Genomic DNA, 20,954 nt, shown 5'->3' with positions numbered 1-20,954 from the left:
ATCGGTTTTGCTCCTTTCCCTGCGAGTCAGACAATGCCTTGACCGCGAACTTTCTTGGATAAAATGTTAACACTGAACAGCAGCAGAACACTGATCACCGTTTTGAAAATCCCCACAGCTGTGGAGTATGAGTAGTCTCCGGTTACGAGACCAAGCCGGTATACATACAGATCTAATACTTCAATTCGATCCGCGATCATGACGTTGCTGAACACCAGATATTGTTCAAATCCTGCCGAGAGCAGGTTACTAACGGAGAGGAGTAAAAGCACGATAAACGTAGGCATGATGCTGGGCAGTGTAATATGCCAGATGGTACGCATTCGTCCCGCACCATCCACCTTTGCTGCATCGTATTGCTCGCTGTCTATACCCACGATGGCTGCCAGATAGATAATGGCACTCCATCCTGCGGATTTCCACAGCAACAGCAAAGTCTGCACCGTCCATACCCGGTCATAATTCCCGAGAATATCCACGGGCGGATTGCCGATGCCTGTTTTCATCATGATGGAATTGACTGCACCCTCCGTGCTGAACATACTGAAGGCTAATGAAAACACGATGATCCAGCTGATGTAATTCGGTAATGTGGACACCGTCTGTACTAGCCGTTTGAACCAGCCAGCACGTACCTCCGAGATTAAAATGGCTAGCAGCATCGGCACCGGTGCTGTTGCGATGGACAATAAGCTGAGCGCTAGTGTGTTTGCCAGTACAGGACCCATTCGTGGATCATCAAACATGTTCCGGAAGTTTTCGAGCCCCAGAAACGGGGTTTGTTGCAACGGAATGCCTGGTTTGTAATCAAAAAACGCATAAATCCATCCGAATAAAGGTACGTAACTGAATGCAAGTGTGAATAGAACAAAGGGTGCGGCTAGCAACAACAGATGAATGCTGTCTTTGCGATTCAGCTTGCCGGCTTTTTTGGTGACAGAGCTTTTCAGCGTTTCGGTTCGTTGCATATGAATTTCTCCTTTGTGCGTGTGCTTTCGTTTTGGCTTATTCATATGATAGCGCTTTCTTAAAGACGCTTGAATGAAACTTCCCTCGATCTGCTTGAAAAAAATAATGCCGTCTCTCAAGTCAACTTGAACAATCTTAAGATGTTTCTTGAACAAATGAGAAAAATATAATTGAAAAAAGCTCTCATGAGTCGCCTTTCGGGCGAGAACATGAGAGCTTTTACGAAGAAGCCAAGAAGCTACCTTATTTCAGTTCCATTATCCTAAAGCCAGTGAATAAGTAACACTTTTTATCGACGTGCTGGCAAAGTAATCATAACTTTTGCGCCCTGATCAGCTGGAACAAATTGAATGCCATATTCAGTCCCATAATATAAACGAATCCGTTTATTGACATTGTTCAGACCGATACCGCTGCCTCCAGCCGTGGACTTGGGTGATTCTCCCCTGGCTAACTTTTCATTTAACGCTTCAAGCGCATGCGTGTCCATGCCTCCCCCGGAATCGGTAACGCTCAATATTAGATGATTCTCATCTCCAGTAGCCTCAATGCGAATTTGTATAGCAAACTCCTCGCTCTGTCTGCCAGAAGCAATCGAATTTTCCAGTAGCGGCTGAAGAATAAAGCGCGGAACCTGACAATCCATCCATTGTTCGTGTACATCCATAGTGAAGGTAATGTTATTGTTAAATCGCATGTTAATGATCTTTAAATAGTTGTCCACATACGACAGTTCATCACGCAGCGTGCACATCGAATCTTTACTGGAGAACACCGGACGCAAAATATTGCCTAAAGCAACAATCGTATTCACGATGTTGTCTGCCTTGACAATGACCGCCATCCAGCGAATCATGTTCAATGTATTGTAGAGGAAATGCGGATTGATCTGGTACTGCAAAGCCTCTAGCTCCAGCTCTCTTTTCTTCTCTTGTATCTCGTTATTTTTCTCTACAAGCTCCACCATACTAAGCGACATCTCATTAAAACGGCGGATCACCGTGCCAAGTTCGTTATTGGGAACATGATCAACGGTAACGCCAAGTTCACCGCGACTCATGTCCTTCATTTTGCCAGATAATTGGTTCAGTGGTTTAATAATTTTGCGCAGCCAGAAGTAGGAAGCGATAAAGATCGCCAGTACACTTATGGTAAACACCAGCATAAGCATTCGTTGAACGCCAAGAATCTGGTCCGCATACTGACTGAGCGGGATCTCTTTGAGCAGATACCAGCCCCCGTCATGGAGCTTGTAATAGACCACCTGCATGCTGCGTCCTGTCTTTTCATCATCCAGACTTCCGTAAGCACCGTTCTCAAGGTCCTCCCCTGGCTTGAAGTGACTGCGAGTTCCTACCCGATCCGCTTCACTCGCTGATACTACCATTCCGTCAGGGCTCGCGATGTACATGTCACCTTCTTCGCGGTTCAGTGCAGTCGCGTAAATGGAGGATAGATAACGTTCATCGATATTAAAAATTAAAGTAGCACTTGTGTTTGGATCATAAATCGCTCGTGTTCCCCGCATCAGGCTGATTAAATAACCGTCATCTTTACCCGTGAGATACGGATTGTAGAATGATTTTTTGATTCCAGAATGAATGATCAGGTGTGGATACTGTTCAATCGTCTGATGAAAAGGCTCAGAGGTGAAAAAGCTCTGCTGCCATGCCTCCCGGTCATAGACAAGTGTCCGCTTCTGACTTCCGCCTACAGCGCCCAGATTGTCCGCCGTGATATAGATCGAATCAATGTAATTGTAGTTATCAATGAAATCGGCAATGACTCGCTGTACATCATTTTTGGATTCCAGAAATTCTTCTTCCGTTTTCTCCGAAATTTTGTACAAAAACTGCTGAATATGATCATCACGCAGAAACAGCATCGATAACCGATCTATCTCTTTAACCAATCCGCCAATGTTGTGATCCAGCTGCTGGAATTGTTGGTAGAGTAGCCGTTCATTCTGAATCTTGACCATATTTTGCATAAAAGAATAAATAAAATAAGAAGCCCCCGCCATGACGGCGAGGCTGATGATCATAATATACAGAATGAGCTGGGTTCTGAGTTGTCGGGATACAAACAGCGCTTGCAAGACGTTCTTCATCTTATTGCACCCTTTTGTCACGGAGCGTGGTTTGTCTGCGATATTCGTTTGGATTCAGGCCGGTAATTTTTTTGAACACTTTGCTGAAATAGGTATACTCGGGCGAAAAACCGACCAGAGCCGGTACATCAAAAGAACGCATCTGACTCTGCGCAAGCAGTTCTTTTGCACGCTCAATACGATATCGGTTTACGTAATCAATATAGGTAATCTGCAGTTCTTTACGAAACAGGTTACTGAGATAACCTGGACTTAGCCCCACATGGTCCGCGACCATCTGAAGGCTGATATTTTCTGTGTAATGGCGCTTAATGTACTCGATGGCACGGGTGATTTCATCACTCATTTGTAAGCGATTGCGAATCAACTCGACAAGTGTGCTCATATAGACGAGGATTCGATCAAGCATATCAGGCAGGGTATCACAGGTTTCCAGCTCTTCCGTCATGCTGACCAGCAGTGTCTTCTCATTGTTATGATCATATACATGTGTGTTAACCCATTGGATAAATTGATAGATTGTCAGCTCCAGCGTTTTACGCTCTTCACATAAACCGCCTTCGATCTCTTCTAAAAACTGGTCATATTCTTTTTGTTTTAGTGGTGGGAGCAGCTCCCTTATCGCCTTATGGTTTCTTATTTGTTCAATTCGTACAAGTACGCTCGAACGATCCGCACGTCCGGTTCCCTGATGTTGCTGGCCCGGGCCGGTAATGAATTTGCGTTGCAATGCACGCTTTGCTTCAGCATATTGTCTGGGAAGTGAATCATATCCTCCATTCACACTACTGATTCCAAAGGATACCGTACAGTTAAAATAATGACGGATCGTGTCCTGCACATGTTCAAGCAATTGGTGAATCTCCTGAACGATCGCCTGCTCAGACAATATATCGCCAAAATGCAGCACGAGGGCGTAGTGCTGGTCGTTAATCTGAACGGCTTCCCCCCGTTTGTAACTCGTCATGATCTCTCCCAAAATGTTCAGCAACGACATCTTGACCAGATGACCGTGCTCATCATGAAAACGTTCCTTCAGCGAAAAATAACGATCCACTTCCATAACGCAGACCACGAGCCGAACAGGAGAAAGACGTAGGCCACTCTCCGTCACAAACCGGGAGAACTCTTCTGTGGAGAAGATACGATAAAACATAAAGTCCTTGAACATCTTTTCTTTTATAAGTTCTATATCCGGTGAAGTTGAACTTACTCTTCCCTGCACCTGGCTCTGCTTCTGATCCAGTTCTTCCCTGACACTCGTCAGTACTTGCTCAATCTCTTCTTCCGTCATCGTTAACTTTAATATATAGCTGGATACATCCAGTGTGAGCGCCTTGCGGGCCAGTTCAAACTCTTCCAGACAAGAGAGCACAACGATACGTGTATGTTTATCTAAGTTACGAATGTTGGTAATCAGCTCCATGCCATCCATTCTGGGCATACTGATATCGGTAATGACCACGTCGGGTTTCTCACGTTCATAATAATCCCATGCGGCAAGACCATCGGGGAAATCGGCGGTAACCTCTAACCCGAATTTGCTCCATTCAACGGAATTTTTCAGTCCGATCCGAACCAGCATTTCATCTTCGACGATCATCACCTTATACATGCATTAAACCCCCTTCAATATCAAAATCCAGTCATTCCCTCTTCCGCTTGTTGGGGCTGTAAAACGTTCAATGCCTTGATTCAGTATTGCTAAATCGGAAGAAACCTCTATGGTTTCTCCTGTTCTCGGACAGAACCATGTTGCTTTCACATGCTTGCCCTCAATATACCCCATGACCACGTCCACATACAAGCCATTGGGCAGATAAATGTAAGCGCTATATTTGTTCTGTAGACTCACTGCTCGATTCTCCCCTGCCCGATTCTGATGAATCAGATCCAGGTTAGGGCGCAGATCCGAGCTAAGTTCCTGCTCAAGCAGCGTACGTACATGCTTCATCTGAGCTGCTCCGGGACGATGTAACGCCTCTCGCCAAGTCATTATGAAATAATCTCCTTGACGATTGGAGTCTACAAGATCATTCGTACCCTGATACATTGACCATATGGAATGATGACCGTAGGTGTGACCGAATGCCCCTGATAATAGCGCATAGTATGCGGCCTTTCTCACATCTGTGGCATCAAAATAACCCTGCTCTCCACGAAATCCGATAGGAATGTCTTCATAACATGGCTCGGCATCAAGTGTTGGCTTCACAGGCTTTCGTTCATAGTCCTGCCGTACACGCCAATCGTTGGTGATCTCTCGTTCGCCGTGACCCGATTGGATCATATTGAAGTCTAGCCATGGCTCATCATGGAGCTGTCTCGAGGATGAATCACATCCAGGTGGATGAAAGGTCATCAGTTGCATCGCACCACCTTCTTTTAATCCTCTCGCCATTGAAGTAACAACGTCAAAGTGACTCTTAGTCTCCAGCGGGCGATCTCCTCCAAGCACCCAAATGACTTGTGGGTGTGAGCCATATCGTTCACCTAGCCATTTTCCATACGAAAATGCATTTTCTGGCGTGAAAATTTCAGGCCCTTTCCCCCACTTTTGATTGAACTTGTCACCCCAAGTCGGCAGTAACGCAACATATAGCCCTTGACTGGCAGCAAGCTCGAGTATGGCATCCACATGATGCCAGTAAGAATAGACCCCATCGCTATCCGGCCGGGTTGAATCAGGTAGACCCTGTTCATCCATATAAAAAGGCAGCCTGCCATAAGCATTTTCGGTTGTAATTCCGCTGAATTCAGCCAGTAGAACCGTCTGGATGACCGTGAAACGCTGTTCAGCTCTTGTACGCAAATAATGTTCGCTTTCTTCCCGGTTCAAACGATGCAAAAGCTCCCATGCTGTATCCCCAAGCCAGAAAAAAGCAACACCCTGCGATGTTTCCAGATATCGTCCATTCGCAGACACACGAAGAGCTGTAAGATTATGATTTTTTTTGACGTTTACATGAAGGTTTGGTTGATCACTTGTTTCTGTTCCTATTTCTGTTCCAGGATTAGTATTTGGCGAACTCGCACACATCATTTTGAACCCCCCTTAGTGGTGAAGATTTTGCTCGAAGTGAATCTACAATGAAATTTTCCTTATGTTTGTTTACGATCTGTTCCCTTATGAAAAGCATAAAATGCCCTTTTGCTTTCGTAAAGACTGTTTTACCGTATAATTGTTCAACCGTGCTTGGTTTTGTTCAACCTCATCTTCATTTTTTCAACCGATTCGAAGGATATTTCAATTCTGTATTATATTGTAAACGCTATCATTTGAGGTGCCGCTAATACTTTGGGCGGTAAACTACTCTAAAGGAGAGCTGAGATGAAAAGTAAATCCGAACGTTTTGCTTCACGCTGGGGGTTACCTGTACTCATCAGCGCCATGCTGGCATCGCTTATCCCCACCCCTGCCCTGGTCCACGCGGAACAAAGCCAGAATAAAAGCAGTACTAGCACAAGTCACACAATTTCAATTGATACGAACAGCGTCATTCAGGATGATTTTCTTGGCGTGGGTGTGAACACCATTCCAACAGCACTCATGCCCGGACAGATGCAGTACGGGTATACCGAAGCCCATTGGGAAATTGATAAACAACGTATTCAAACCATTCAGCCCAAAGTAGCCAGAGTCTGGTTTCAGATCGACTGGATGGAGCCCTCCAAAGGAACTTATACATGGGACAGTGCAAAAATGAAAGCTTTCTACAAATACCTTGACGCGTTTAAGGCAGCGGGAACCGAAATCGAGCTGAACTTCGGCTGGAAGGTTGGCTCCTCTGTACATAATTGGTTCTCCATACCTGGCATCGATCCTTGGACAAGTGCACCTGCGGATCTGGATGCTTATGCAGTCTCTGCTTCTGCCCTGCTGGAGGAGTTGATTTTGAACAGAGGTTATGACAACGTCAAGTACCTTACCTTTTATAATGAGCCGAACGGCAGTTGGGACTTTGAAGCTCCGGGAGATCAGAAGGCATACTACGCAGAAATGGTTAATAAAGTTAGCGCCCGATTAACCGCGGACGGTCTTCGCAATCGGATTGAAATTTGGGGTCCTGAGGAAACAGGCGCCCCGGTCTGGATTGAATATATGAAGCAACATGCCGATGATGCTATCGATGGATACAGTTTCCATGTGTATGGTGAATCATACGAAGGTCTTGGTAATGCTTTTACCCTGCGCAAAGGTTATGTCGGTAATAAACCGCTTCATCTGACGGAATTCGGCTGGGCGGACGATCAGGCAAGCAACTGGGATGCCGGTTATGCCAACTCGGTGATTCAAACGGCCAATATGGGTGTGAAATCAGCTTTGATGTGGCAGCTAAACGGAGTCTGGACGAACGATCCTACAGGAGGAACCAATGGAACCTATACGATGTGGGATGCGGTCGTACTCGGGCTCACCCCCCGCAAAACCTTTTATATTGCAGGCATGCTGAACCGTTATATTCCGGAACATAGTGAAGTCCTGGCGGTTAATACAGGCCGTTCCGCCGATGTTCGTGCTGCGGCCTTCCGAGGTGCGGACGGTAATTATACGGTGCTCGTCGAATCCAAAGCAGGCTCTAACAAAGAAATTAGACTAGATTTTGGGAATACCCCAGTGAATAAAACGTTTCGCAAACTGGTTTACCAAAATGACGTAACGCCAGAAAGCAATGCGGTGCTTCCTCCAGTTACCTCAACGTTCCCTGGTGGCACTTCACTTACTGATCATGAAGTTGACGGGAACTACAATGTCATCATATACACCACCCAGCCTGCGCAAACCCAAGTAAAACTGGACGAAGTGAATCCAACCGTTCGCTCGGGCGAGTCCATTACTCTTGCTGCTAATGTCATTGATCATACCGAAGGTGTGACTTGGAGCGTTGTTGGACAAAACAATGGTTCCATTAACAGTAGCGGCGTATATATGCCACCTCAGGTAACCAACGAAAAGTTAATCGCGGTTCGTGCCACAAGTACTGCGGATCCATCTGCATACGGCGTTGCTCTTGTGAGGGTGCTCCCCGCTTTACAAACAGGTAAGGTTGATGTTCCAACATTCAGTCTGAATCAGCATGTATTCCCAAGCTCTGAGGTGCTCTATCTGGAGAGCACGACAAGCGGAGCTCAGATCCGCTACACAACAGACGGCAGCGAACCAACGGCACAGTCTACACTGTATGTCCGGCCAATCATTTTGAACGAAGGTTCTCTTGCTCTCTACAAATCCAAAGCCTTCAAGTCAGGCATGCAGCCTTCAGGCACGGTATCTTCACTGTATCAGATTGGTCAGATCAGCAGTGCACCCGACGGATATAAGTTATGTATGATTGAAAATGGCGGAGACTGTTACTTCCAAGGAAAAGCGGTCGTTGCTTATGGTGCAGACGGATTGTATAATTATTCGGTTCAGGAAAACGGTATAGCTTGTACAAGTGCCCTCTTGGGTGATCCGATCCCAGGTGTAAACAAACGCTGCTTCGTAAATCCAGTTATTCCGGCTGAGCTTCCGGTGGTCACATTGTTCAACGCTGGTTTTGAGAAACCCGCTACTACGTCAGCCAAACCGGGACCGATGACTAACGGTTGGGTATTTGATAGCCGTTCCGGTGTACAGCATAATAATGGCCCGTTTCAAGCACCTACAGCTCCTCAAGGAGTACAGACCGGTTATCTGAAAACGGATGGCGGTGTGTCCGGTACATTGAGCCAGTCTATTCATTTCAAGCCTGGCACATATCATATGTCGTTCAAAGCAGCGAAGAGAACCAGTTTCGGGGGTACTCAGTCCTTTGATGTTTATTTTGATGATCAAGTTATCGGCTCCTATCAGCCCGAATCGGGCAGCTTCGAAACATTCACAACTGCTGCTTTTGAGACGAACGGTGGAAAGCATACGATTAAGTTTGTAGCAACAACCACACAAGGTGACAATACAGCCTTTATTGATGATGTACGCATTACATCGCCTTGATCGGCTGCAGACATATTAGTGAAGCAATAACAGCCCCTATCACTGACGCCCTAACCGGACGTACAAAAAAAGGACGAGGCAGAATGAATCTGCCCCGTCCCTTTGTCCAGCAACTGTTTTATTGCGTTTTCCCCATATTAACCAGATTTACATCAGACAGTGTAATCGTGGTATCGGCTTGCTCAGTACCATCGATCTTACCCATGTCAAACACAATTCGGCTGTTCGCATAGCTCGCCTCGCTCGCCTGGAACGTAAACGTAAATTGTTGTTCTTCCGTCGTCAGATTCATTTGATTGCCATAGAATCCAGTCCACTTATAATTTGCAGGAATGTCTACCCATCCAATCCCAACACCCAGCTTGCGTGCTTTATCCGCTTTTGCTTTGAACGTCAGTTTATATGTGTATCCCTGCTGCATGGCAAAGCCTTCCTGGATCAATTGCCGATCCCACGCATTCTCTCCGACTTGACCAACCCGTGCTTGCAACTTCTGATTGTCCGCGCTAAGCATCAAGTCTTCCGGCTTATTGCTGGCCGCATACGGGAACCATCCAGTTGTTCCTTGCGTAAAGTCACCATTTTTAATCAGATTGACATGTACAGGCTGCCCACCCTTGTCTGCGCCGGGATTGACCTCAAACAGCATTACATTTTGAATGGATACCACATGTTCGGCTGCCGGCTCCAGTGAATTACCCAGGCCGAAGTTTAATAAACCCGCCTCATCCGCAGTATCTCCCATCGTAAAGGTATAGGCATATGGCTGTTTCGTTGTGGCCAGTTCAGCTGCCTGCTCCAAATACTTCACATCATCAGTTCCCGTTTGTGACACAACCACTTGCATTGGTTTCGGTACTGTAGCCGAAGCATCAAAGCTTAGACGATACGTTTTCCCTGCTTCAAGCGCTAGCTGTCCTTGCTGTAATATAGCATCCCACCAATTCTGGGTTGTACCAGGTACAGTTAAGCTAATGCCTTGGTCGTTACTATATGTCGCCGTAGTGACACTAGCAGGTACCATCCAATCCGATGTTGCTGTACTTAGCTCGCCATTCTTTACTATACTACGAGAGATGTCCAGCCAGCGTGTGTTGTACTCGTTTCCTTCAAAATTCACGTAATACGTTGTTCCTGCTTTCAAAGATACCGACGGAAAATATACCGTTTTATATGTTTGCCAGCCGCCGGTATCTCCTAACGTAAGATTAGAACTTGCAACGGTATGGCCTTCTTCATCTTTGACTGTAAAACGTACCTTTGCATCGGCTTTTGCACTTGCCATCCGTGTGGAGAAGGCATATGCACCTTCATTCGCTGCAGTAATTTTGAATTGAAGTAGATCCCCTTCATCCATATAGCTAACATGCTCGCCGCCTTCATCGGAATTCTCAAGCTGTAATCCCTGCATCACGTAAGCATCGGCGGCAGGAATATGAGTATAATTCTGAATCGCTACCGGTTTTCCACGTTTCGTCAGCCGCACATTATCTACATAAAGCTTGCCAGTAGCCCCGCCAAATAAAAGCTTTAATGTAGATGTTGCTGTAGCATCACCTTCTCCGATCACAATTTCGCCAGTGTATGTTTTTATATCAGACCCAATCTGAATCTGCTGGCCTTGATTAACTTGCACGTCATGGCCCTCCTCGGTAGATAAACCGATATCCATAACGCCTGTCGTATCTGCCTTGGCATCAAACGAGAACCCGTAGGTCGTGTTACCTTCTAACTTCATACCTGGCTGAACAACAGCTACCTGCTCAGGTTGACCATTTGTTTTCTTCACATCGACAACGAGTTGTCTCTCCATGATCGGGAATTTCAAGAAGTTGTTGACGGATACCTGTGCTTCAGCATCGGACTGAATTTCAGTGTTCCAGAAGCCGAGCCGTTGTTTACCTTGATCAAATGTACCATTGAATACGTAATTGCCATCCGGGAGTGCTTTTCGTTCCACTGGAAGCGGGTCAGCCTCCCCAATCTCTGTCAGTCTCACGTTGGTTACCGATACTTCGCCTTCGTTTAATCCCAGATTAAATTCGAAGCGTGCATTGTTGTCGGAACCATTACGCATATTGAATTCGTATTCATACGGCTGCCAATCCGTTGTGACTGAAAATGCTTTTTCTTCAGAGTAATTCGTCCAGCTTTTCTCAAACTGAGTTACTTTGGAGCGGATAATCCGGTTTGCAGAAGCTTTTGCATCAAATTCGACTTTATATTTTTTGTCTTTCTTGATATACATCGGCATTTGAGTGAGCTGTACCGAATACGTTTCCGTTCCTGCTTTGGCGATCGTTACTTTGGCAACTTTGTCTTTCATCGGATCATCGACAACTTCAACCTTGCCCTCTCCGCCAGCATTTGTAATGAACTTCCAGTCCGCAGGAACACCATTTGCATCTGCACCTTTGGTGAAGCGTTCATTGTAAATCTGGTTACCGTCCGCTTGCGGTGCGCGCTGTTTCTCAGGCTCAATCGGACTGGAAGTCACGTCAGGCCATTGATCCATATTTTTATATGAATACACGCGTACAAAATCCACATTCATCTTCTCGGAAACAAAATCATTCTCCGGTGATCCCGGCCAGTCTCCGCCAACCGCAAGGTTGAGAATGAGATAGAACGGGCGATCAAACGGTGCAGGGAACGTGTAGCTTTCCGGCTGTCCAGCCGCCGTTGTCTGCCAGTTGTTAATCTGATGATGCAGTTTGCCATCTACATAGAACCGGATCATACCAGGTAACCATTCCACCTGAAAATCATGATATTCATCAGCAAATGATTCAACTTGTGGCAATGTAAATTTGCCCTGATCATGTCCGTGAGAGCCGTCTGGTTTCTTTGAATCGTAATGGATCGTGCTGTAGATTTCATGATCTTTGTTTTGGCCGCCGATCAGCTCCATGATGTCAATCTCACCGGAAGCAGGCCATCCACCATAATGCGCTTCATCCGTAGGCATCATCCATATTGCTGGCCACATGCCTTGCTGAGTGGGAAGCTTCGCTCTCACAACCACTTTTCCGTACGTCCAGTCGCCCTTCTCTTTCGTAATCAGTTTGCCGGATGTATAATTTTTACTGCCCTTCTGCTCCCGCTTTGCTTCAATCTGCAATACATTGCGGTTGCCATCCTTCACAATACGTGTGTTATTCGGGCTGTAATATTGTAACTCATTGTTGTACACAAGCTCTGTGTCCTGAACGGTCCATTTGGATGCATCCACAGAAGGCGCATTGAATTCATCATTCCAGACCATTTCCCACTGCTCATCCGGAATCGTCGTTGCCGGAATTGGTTTTTCACCTGAAGGAGTGCCCGGAACGGATGGTGTCGTTCCGCCTGAATTGGAAGAGCCGCCCCCGCCTGAGCTAGAACTACTGCCACCGTTAGAAGTACCTGGTGTAGCAGTGTTTGGTTGCTCGGACTGTCCTGTCCCAGACGTAATGTTATCCTTATATTGACCGGGTGCAACCGCTTTCCCATTTAGCAATACGTTGGTGGCATCTACTTCCAACAGTTTGATTTTACCTTTGCTGTCAATCATCGTATTACGGGCTTTACTATTTACTTTTAAAGTATTAATTGTACTCTCGGCAGACAATTCAACTGTAGCCTTGCGTTCGACAAATAGCTCTTCAACCTGTGTTGTTCCTGTGATCTTTACATGTACCGGACTTGTGTTTTTGTCTACCACAACTCGATTCAACTTAGAGTTATGAATATCGATCGAGTGGTTTCCTCCGCCCTTCACGATTACACTTCCAGTGACCGTTACTCCGTCGAGCATCACTGTACCTTCTCCAATGGCTTCAGTAAGTAACAAGTTTCCGTTAACTGTTGTATTTTTCAGCGTCACATCGGTTGAGCGGACAATCAGATTTCCGTCTACATTGGATTCATAGGTGCCGGGTTTGCTATGAATATCTGCTATCAAAGTAGACATCATCGTAGCAGCTTCCGCTCTCGTAATGTTGGATTCAGGTGTTAGATTTCCATTGTATCCGTTTACAATTTTATTATTTACGAAGTAGTTCATCGCATTTCTTGCATAATCAGCTACATCTTTTTCGTCTTTAAATGTAGAATCAAGCGCTTTATTCTCACTGCCTGTCGATAACTGAAACGCACGATCTGCCATCACGACAGCATCCTGCCGGGTAATCGGAAGCTGGGGAGACAGATGTGATGCATCGGTTCCCTGAATAATGCCTGATCCGCTTGCCCGTGTGACCGCATCATAATACCAGTCTTTTTCACTAACATCTGTGAAAGATGCCTCTCCTGAGCCTCCTGCGAATCCGAACACCCGATCAAGCATCACAACAAATTCGGCACGGCTGATACGTTCACTCGGTCTGAATGTGCCATCCGCATAACCTTTGGTTAGCGCCATATCCTGCATACGCATCACAGCATTTTCAGCCCAATGTCCCTGCAAATCTTTGTACGGCGCCCGAAGCAGGCCTGATGCCTGCCCCTGCTCCGTTACCGTTTGTTGCTTCATCTGTTCTGCCCCGACTACTGCCGGAGCTGCTAGTGAAACCATCATGCTTCCTGCTACGAGACAAGCCAACCCTTTTTTCACTCATATTCCTCCCTAGAATGTGTGGTCACTTGCAGGGCAGTACTACTCTTTTACTGCCCCAATGACGATACCTTTAACGAAAAAGCGTTGCAAGAATGGATATATGACCAAGATCGGCAATGCCCCGATGAAAATCTGTGCCGCGCGAACCGTACGCTGGGAAACATTCTCCAGCATGGATGGGTCCACGTTGATTTTACTGAGGTCTTGTTGCACGATAATGGTTTGTAGCAAGGAAGCCAGCGGATAATTTTTGACATCGGACATATAAATCATGCCGTCGAACCAAGAGTTCCACTGACCTACCATGGTAAACAATGACAAGGTTGCAATCGCTGGCATGGACAACGGTATATAAACCAGCGCGAGCGTTTTAATATGACCTGCCCCATCCAGGTAAGCCGCTTCTTCCAGCTCTTTAGGCAGACCGCGGAAGAAGTTCATCATCAGGATAACATTCCACACGGACAGTGCACCTGGCAGTACCAGCGCCCAGATCGTATCCATCAGACCCAGCTTCTGTACCAGGATGTAACTTGGAATCAGACCTCCGCTGAACAAAATCGTAAATACAAAGAACCAGGTGTAGATCGAGCGGCCTTTGAAATTCAGATCTTCCTTCGACAGCGGAAAAGCTGTCAGAAGCATAATTACCATACCGATCACGGTAGCAATGACTGTTCGTTTAACTGAAACCAGCAAGGAATTAATGAAATTGGAATTACCGAACGTTTTGACATATGCATCTGTCGTAAAGCCAATCGGCCAGAAGCCGACCAGATTGGATGAGGCCGGTGCCATGCTACTGAACGAAACGGCCAAAATATGAATGATGGGCAGAATGCAAAGCAGTGATAAGACGCCCAGGAAAATATAGTTCGCAACGCTGAATATTCGATAGCCTTTTGTTTTGTAATACAAGCCCTTTTCTCCTCTCTACTAGAACACGCGATAATTCGCCAATTTGTAAGCCATGCGATATGAGATAACGATCAGAATGGTTGCCACGACCGATTTGAAAAGTCCTACAGCCGTTGCAAAACTCATTTTGCCGTTCAGGATACCAAGACGGTATACGAAGGTATCGATGATATCACCTTTGTCATAAACGAGCGGGTTGTACAGGTTGAACACCTGATCGAACCCTGCATTCAAAATGTTACCGATCGAGAGTGTCATGAGTACGATTGTAATCGGCATCAGAGCAGGAATCGTAATGTGCAGTGTTTGTTTGAACCGGTTTGCGCCGTCCACTTCCGCAGCTTCGTACAATGCCGGGTTAATACCGGACAGAGAAGCCAGAAATACAATCGTGCCGAAGCCAAATTCTTTCCACACATCACTAACAATCAGTGTTATCCGAAACCACGTTCCATCCCCCAGGAAAAAGATCGGATCTCCGCCTAGTGCAACGACCAGTTTATTCACCATACCGCCCTGCGGCGAGAGAATATCGAGCAATATTCCGCCCAGGATAACCCATGACAGAAAATGCGGCAGATACACCAGTGTTTGACTGACCCTTTTAAAAGCAGATATACGAACTTCGTTTAACAAAATCGCAAACAGAAATGGAGCAACTAAACCTGCGATAATTTTGAAAAATGCAATGACCAGTGTATTCCAGATGACCTGACCTACGTCCGGGTATAAAAATAAATACTTGAAATTATCCCAACCTACCCATTTGGATTCGGTAAATCCAAGGTATGGTTTAAAATCCTGGAAAGCAATCACAATCCCGCCCATTGGTATGTACTGAAATACAATTGCCAGCAAAACCGCTGGTACGAGCATCAAATGCAAGGACCAATTCCGTTGCATGTTCCAGCGCTGTCTTGCCTTGATGGCACGCCCTTTGCGAGGCGTTTCTAACGTATGTTCCTTCACCCCTACATCCCCCATGTTCTAAAATTTGTATTTTACAAGTGGATATGAACTTGTATATTAAAATTATAGCAACGGTTATTAGCAATCTATATCCTAATATTGCAACAACGATAACAATATTTTAATGAGTTGAGGAGGCCACGCATTGTTCGCTCGTCTGAATGTCTTCACCAAAATTACACTGTTATTTGTAGCATTGCTTGTCCTGGTTTTGTTTCTGTACACCTATTCGAACCGGGAAAGTGTTCGGGTGATCGAACACGAAATTCAGAACAATACGATGAATCATTTGTCCACTTTTGCCGATTCTGTAGAATCCAATATTTACCAATTATCTCTCTATGGAATGTCCATTGGGCAAGATTCGAGCATACAGGAATATCAGCGGCCGGATTACACAGATGTGCCTTATGAACGTGTCAAAGTTGGAAGCTCTATTCTTGAAAAGATGAATCTGTATAATGCAGCCAGCAAATGGCATTCCACCATCACCCTTTATTTTCCAAGGTTGCAAAAAGTCATTTCTACGGATTATTATGCTTATATCCCGTATGCGGAGGATGAATTTTCCAAGCCACTTTCGAAATCATGGGCATATAAGCATAATCAATTCGAGTGGTACACGACCGATCCAACGACAGCGATTGACACCCCTGGGAAGTCGAGACTGATTACCAAGATCAGCTTTCCAGTACATCATTTGATCAATATGCTGGATCAGAACAAATTGAATAACAAAGGTGACCCCTTTATGTTCCATCCCGAGTTTGGCTTAATTAGCAACAGTAGTGGAAATGGCACATTGACTGCGATTCAGTCCAAGCTGAAAGAGATGTCGTTGCAGGGAAAAGGCGGATTCACCACGACGCTCGACCGCACAGAATACTATGTTTCGTACATAGAGTCAGGCAGTCTGGGATGGTACTATGTAGACTACGTGCCTATGCAGCAAATTCTAGGGCCGATCACAAATAGTCGCAATCTCTTCTACGCTTCCATAGCCGTTCTAATTGCCATGAGTGTTGTTGTGTTGTATGTGCTGTATCGTAGTGTGCAGCTTCCATTGCTTCAATTGGTGAAGGGAACGAACCGTTTGTCGACCGGAGATTTCTCTGTTCGATTACATCATTCGTCACGTAATGAGTTCAGTTTATTGTTTGCACGATTTAACATCATGGCACAGCGAATTCAGGAGTTGATTGAGAATGTGTACGAAGAACAACTCCGAAGACGTGAGGCCACACTGAAGCAGTTACAATCACAGATTAACCCGCATTTCCTATACAATTGCCTCTTCTACATCAAAAATATGGCGAGGATGAAAAATGAGAAAGCCGTTGTGGCGATGGCGCTTAATTTAGGTGAGTATTATCGATACATCACCAGGTCGGAGAATGATCAGGCCACCATCAAAGAAGAGTTGAACATGGTGAAAAATTACCTGGAAATCCAGGCGCTCCGGCTGGAACGCATGCATTTTACCATCGATGTACCGGAAGATATGTTGCATAAAACGTTACCCCGTTTAAGCTTACAACCTATCGTTGAGAACGCTATCATTCATGGCATTGAACCCCGTACAGAAGACGGTCATATCAACATAACGGGTTATCATACGGATGAAATATGTACGATCACCGTCGAGGACAGCGGGCTGGGTATGACCAAGAATCAGATGCAAGAATTGGTTGATAATCTGAACAAACCGCTTGATGGCAACATGGGATGCGGAACTTGGAATGTTCATCAGCGTTTGTCTTTTTTGTATGGTGAAGATGCGGGTCTAAGCTATGAACATACGCCTGGCGGAGGCGTTAAAGTAAGCATTACATGGGACAACAATATCAATGAGTAGGTGAAGTACATGTTACAAATTTTGTTAGTTGATGATGAACGTTCGGTAGTAGAAACGCTGGCGGAGACCATTCCGTGGGAAAGCTGCGGAATCGGCACTGTACACGAAGCGTTGTCAGGTGCCGTAGCGCTGGAAATTATGGAGAATCATGATATTGATATCGTAATCACTGACATTCGCATGCCGGAGATGTCCGGTATTGAATTAATCACGGCAATTCACGAAAAATGGTCGCATGTGCAGACGATTTTACTCTCTGGCTTTGCCGACTTCGAATACGCCAAACAAGCGATGGCTCAGGAAAGCTTTGATTATTTGCTGAAACCTGTAAGTGATGAAGATCTGATTGAAACCGTACAGCGACTCGTTGACCGGATCAAGCAAAAATGGGAAGCGGCGGCCTCCTATCAACGTGCCTTACATGCATTCCAGGATAACTTGCCGTTATTGCAATCTACGATGCTTCATGAATTGCTGACAGGAAAAACCTATACCTCCTCCGCACTCGCGGACAAGCTGGAATTACTAAATCTGCCCTACTCGGTCGGTGAGGAGCTGGGCATGCTTGTCATTCGAATGGAAGAGCATCTATCCGAGATGGCTGACCATGATCTTTCGCTGATGCAGTATGCCATTAGCAACATTATCAGCGAGGTGACGCAGCACCATTTTCATATGTGGCATACGCGGGATGTCCATGATTATCTGGTTGTACTGGTTAGTGTCAAAAAAGGCGGTATGCATAATGTGAGCAAAGAGGAGAAACCTCAAGCTTTGCTGGAACATTACGCTGCCCAAATTCAGACAAACGTTCAGTTATACTTAAAAGGGGCTATTTCAATCGCAGTCTCTCACTGGGGCAAGTTTCCTAATGAGATTGGAGAGATTTATGAGAGTGCTGTCAGATCCATGCGGAAGCGTATGGGACATGCTCAGGGCTTGTTCATTACGGCATCAGATGATAAGGATGTACATCCCCTTCCTGCCATCCGCTCTCTGTACAAACCCCCAACCCTAATTAGTCTTCTCGAAGCTGGTCGCTTTGACGATGTGGAACAGAAGATTGAGATCATTTTCGAAGAATTGCTCGAATCGGCCCAACATCATGATATCGCGGAAACAACGATTGAGGTTTATCATGCTTTGGCTGGAGCCTTTGCTTATATCATCCACAAGAACGGAAAACAGATCTCTTCTGTCCTTCCTGCCGAAACGTATAAATACTTTCAGTCTCCAAGCTATGCTACCGCCCAGCAGTTGAAAGACTGGTCGATCCGCACACTTCATTCCATCAGTGAAGACGCAGAACAGGAGCTTAAGGATAATCACAGCACCATCGTTCGCAGTGTCAAAAGCTTTGTGGATTTGCATCTGGCTTCCGATGTATCCTTACCGGCTATTGCCGAACATGTCCACCTGCACCCGGTGTACCTTTCCAAAGTGTATAAGGCGGAGACTGGAGAAGCGCTGACAGCCTATGTCTATCGTTTACGGATGGAAAAAGCAGCTTACTATTTGCGTTCCTCAAGCGCCAAGGTATTCGAAATTGCGGAGCTTGTGGGCTACAACAACACGGCGTATTTTATTCGGGTATTCAAAAAGTTTTACGATCTGACACCGCAGGAATATAGAGAGAATCTGCCGGTGTGAAGCAAAAAGGCCTCGCTGGAATGTTTCCAGCAAGGCCTTTTCTTTGTAGTTTTCTACCTGCCTTAGCAGCTTCGTTAGAATGAAATAACGGATAAGATTTAGTCACTACGCTCGTACTTACTTTCCGCTAGTAACTGATTGGTACCACTCATTAACTTCCTTCGTATTTTGATCTCCACCGGAAGAATTCCATTTCTCTACAAACGTATCAAAAGCATCAACCGGAGCTTTACCATAGATGATTTGTGAGAACAGGTCCTTCTCCATTTTGGTTAAGATGTCGTTGTTCATTTGCATGGACATCGTTGGTGCACCTGTGAACATCTGTTTTAATGCGATATCTTTTTGATCCTGAACAATCTTCGCCGCTTCCACCATTGGTGCTGGTACACCAGACTTGAGTTTTTTCTCGAAAGGTGTTGTAGCTTCTTCACCGTTAGCAAACTTCGCAAGCGTAGTCATGTTCAGACTCGGGATACGTGCACCGTCAAACGTTAATGTGTATTTCTCAGGTGCATAACCGCCTGTCACACTAGCATCCGTTGTTACTTTGCCGTCTTTCATTGCCCAGTCGTAGCCTTCAGCGAAGCCGTGTTCGAATTCATCACCTGCTTTTGGATTTGCATAGTGATCAAAGAGATAGTTTTGATATGTGAAAAAGACTTCCGGGTTCTTCATATCTTTGTTAATCAGAATTACACCGTTGTCGTTCGCGGTACCGCGTCTGCCTGCTTTGCCATCAGGTCCAGATGGAATCGGGTAAGCTTTGTACTCCGCTTCCGGATTGTTTTTCTTCACATCTTCGAGCGGCCATGACGGCATCCAGTGAGGTCCGACAACAATTCCTGCTTTACCTGCTGTAAACTCTTCTGCTGCTTTGGTTTCATCATAGACCCCGGCTTCTTCTGGAATGTATCCTTTTTTCATCCAGTCAGCCAGTGTTGCCAAAGCTTGTTTTGCTCCTGGATTTACAGAGCCATACTCCAGTTTGCCTTCTGCGTTCAGATTCCACTGATTTGGCATCGTGCCATAGGCTCCGAAGACCCAACCAGCATCAGACATCCATGTGCTGAGCCAGTTTTTGAAACCGATGGTCAGACCGTAGGTGTCTTTTTTACCATTGCCATCTGGGTCTTTATTCGTAAACGTTTCCATGATCACTTCAAGATCAGCCAGCGTTTCGGGTGCTTTCAGATTAAACTTCTTCATCCAATCCTCGCGAATCCACATCACTGGATCACTGTTGTAGGAGTAATCCAGAATCGGAATACCAATCCGTTTACCATCCTGCATGTACGGATACCATACGGAAGGATCTTCATTCACGGCAGCTTTCCAGGTATCACTTGCGTATTTGTCAAACAATTCTCCAGCATCGACGAACTTGCCCGTTTCAATCAGCTCACGTGCCAGATTGAAGTCACCGCGATACGAGATGATGTCCGGCATTTCTGCATTGGAAGCCAGTGAAAGACGAAGCTTCGTTTCAAACGCGTTGTTGGTGGATGGTGACACCCATTGATTTTTCAATTCAATGCCGAGCTTGTCTTTTGCCCATTTCGTGTGCACGTTATTGTCCTGATCTTCACCAGATTTGAATTTGATTTCGGGTCCCCAAGGACGTAAATAAGTAAGTTTTACGGGTGGATCATACTTCCCGTCCTTCAATTCCAGTGCAGTACTCGGTGTGCTCGGTGCGACCTCTTTACTTGCTCCACTGTTACACCCGCTCAGAACTGCTGTAAGCGCCAACATTCCGGCCAAAGCCAAACCGCCAATCTTTCTTTTCCTGATTGTTCTCAACTTGTGTGTCCCCCTGTATGTAGTGATGTTGTCTACAGAGTCCATCATAATGAATGAACCATATGGATGCCCATACTAATATTGCAACATTTATTGTATTTATTTA

11 protein-coding genes are annotated in these 20,954 nt (G+C 45.7%); 3 read left to right on the top strand and 8 right to left on the bottom strand.

Going from position 1 to position 20,954, the window contains the following annotated elements; genetic code table 11:
- Positions 1-26 precede the first annotated feature (26 nt).
- The 4 genes from M3629_RS07340 to M3629_RS07325 all read right to left on the bottom strand — a co-directional run bounded on the left by M3629_RS07340 (position 27) and on the right by M3629_RS07325 (position 6,122).
- Entirely contained in the window at positions 27-968 is a 942-nt protein-coding gene (locus M3629_RS07340; RefSeq protein ID WP_154959076.1) for an ABC transporter permease, read from the bottom strand.
- A gap of 290 nt (positions 969-1,258) precedes the next feature.
- Positions 1,259-3,079: a cache domain-containing sensor histidine kinase gene (locus tag M3629_RS07335; protein WP_251503626.1), complete on the bottom strand. Its 1,821-nt coding sequence runs from the start codon at positions 3,077-3,079 to the stop codon at positions 1,259-1,261.
- 1 nt (position 3,080) lies between these two features.
- The gene (locus M3629_RS07330; protein WP_251503623.1) at positions 3,081-4,694 is read right to left on the bottom strand and encodes a response regulator; all 1,614 of its coding nucleotides are present in this window, start codon (positions 4,692-4,694) and stop codon (positions 3,081-3,083) included.
- Positions 4,695-4,697: 3 nt separating this feature from the next.
- Positions 4,698-6,122, bottom strand: a complete 1,425-nt coding sequence (locus M3629_RS07325; protein WP_251503620.1) for a glycoside hydrolase family 140 protein — start codon at positions 6,120-6,122, stop codon at positions 4,698-4,700.
- Between the two features lie 288 nt (positions 6,123-6,410).
- Between M3629_RS07325 and M3629_RS07320 the strand changes: the two genes are divergently transcribed.
- The gene (locus M3629_RS07320) at positions 6,411-9,056 is read left to right on the top strand and encodes a chitobiase/beta-hexosaminidase C-terminal domain-containing protein (protein WP_251503617.1); all 2,646 of its coding nucleotides are present in this window, start codon (positions 6,411-6,413) and stop codon (positions 9,054-9,056) included.
- 118 nt (positions 9,057-9,174) lie between these two features.
- Here the strand turns inward: M3629_RS07320 and M3629_RS07315 are convergent, their stop codons facing one another.
- The 3 genes from M3629_RS07315 to M3629_RS07305 are packed head-to-tail and all read right to left on the bottom strand — an operon-like array spanning position 9,175 to position 15,540.
- Positions 9,175-13,650, bottom strand: coding sequence for a carbohydrate binding domain-containing protein (locus tag M3629_RS07315; protein WP_251503614.1), 4,476 nt, complete (start codon positions 13,648-13,650; stop codon positions 9,175-9,177).
- 42 nt (positions 13,651-13,692) lie between these two features.
- Complete coding sequence (locus M3629_RS07310) at positions 13,693-14,571, bottom strand: carbohydrate ABC transporter permease (RefSeq protein WP_090915988.1); 879 nt, start codon at positions 14,569-14,571, stop codon at positions 13,693-13,695.
- An 18-nt stretch (positions 14,572-14,589) separates the two neighbouring features.
- The gene (locus M3629_RS07305) at positions 14,590-15,540 is read right to left on the bottom strand and encodes an ABC transporter permease (protein ID WP_435368184.1); all 951 of its coding nucleotides are present in this window, start codon (positions 15,538-15,540) and stop codon (positions 14,590-14,592) included.
- A gap of 145 nt (positions 15,541-15,685) precedes the next feature.
- Between M3629_RS07305 and M3629_RS07300 the strand changes: the two genes are divergently transcribed.
- Positions 15,686-17,395 carry a sensor histidine kinase gene (locus M3629_RS07300; RefSeq protein ID WP_251503608.1) on the top strand — a complete coding sequence of 570 codons (1,710 nt, stop codon included), beginning with the start codon at positions 15,686-15,688 and terminating at the stop codon, positions 17,393-17,395.
- 9 nt (positions 17,396-17,404) lie between these two features.
- Positions 17,405-19,045 (top strand): response regulator, encoded by a 1,641-nt coding sequence (locus tag M3629_RS07295; protein WP_251503605.1) that lies wholly within the window; start codon positions 17,405-17,407, stop codon positions 19,043-19,045.
- 117 nt (positions 19,046-19,162) lie between these two features.
- Here the strand turns inward: M3629_RS07295 and M3629_RS07290 are convergent, their stop codons facing one another.
- Entirely contained in the window at positions 19,163-20,800 is a 1,638-nt protein-coding gene (locus M3629_RS07290; RefSeq protein ID WP_251504621.1) for an extracellular solute-binding protein, read from the bottom strand.
- Positions 20,801-20,954: the final 154 nt, after the last annotated feature.

It is taken from the genome of Paenibacillus polysaccharolyticus (assembly GCF_023714295.1).
Classification (GTDB): Bacteria; Bacillota; Bacilli; order Paenibacillales; family Paenibacillaceae; genus Paenibacillus; species Paenibacillus polysaccharolyticus_A.
Note: the sequence above shows the minus strand (reverse complement) of the source record. Positions and strands in the feature narration are given on the sequence as shown.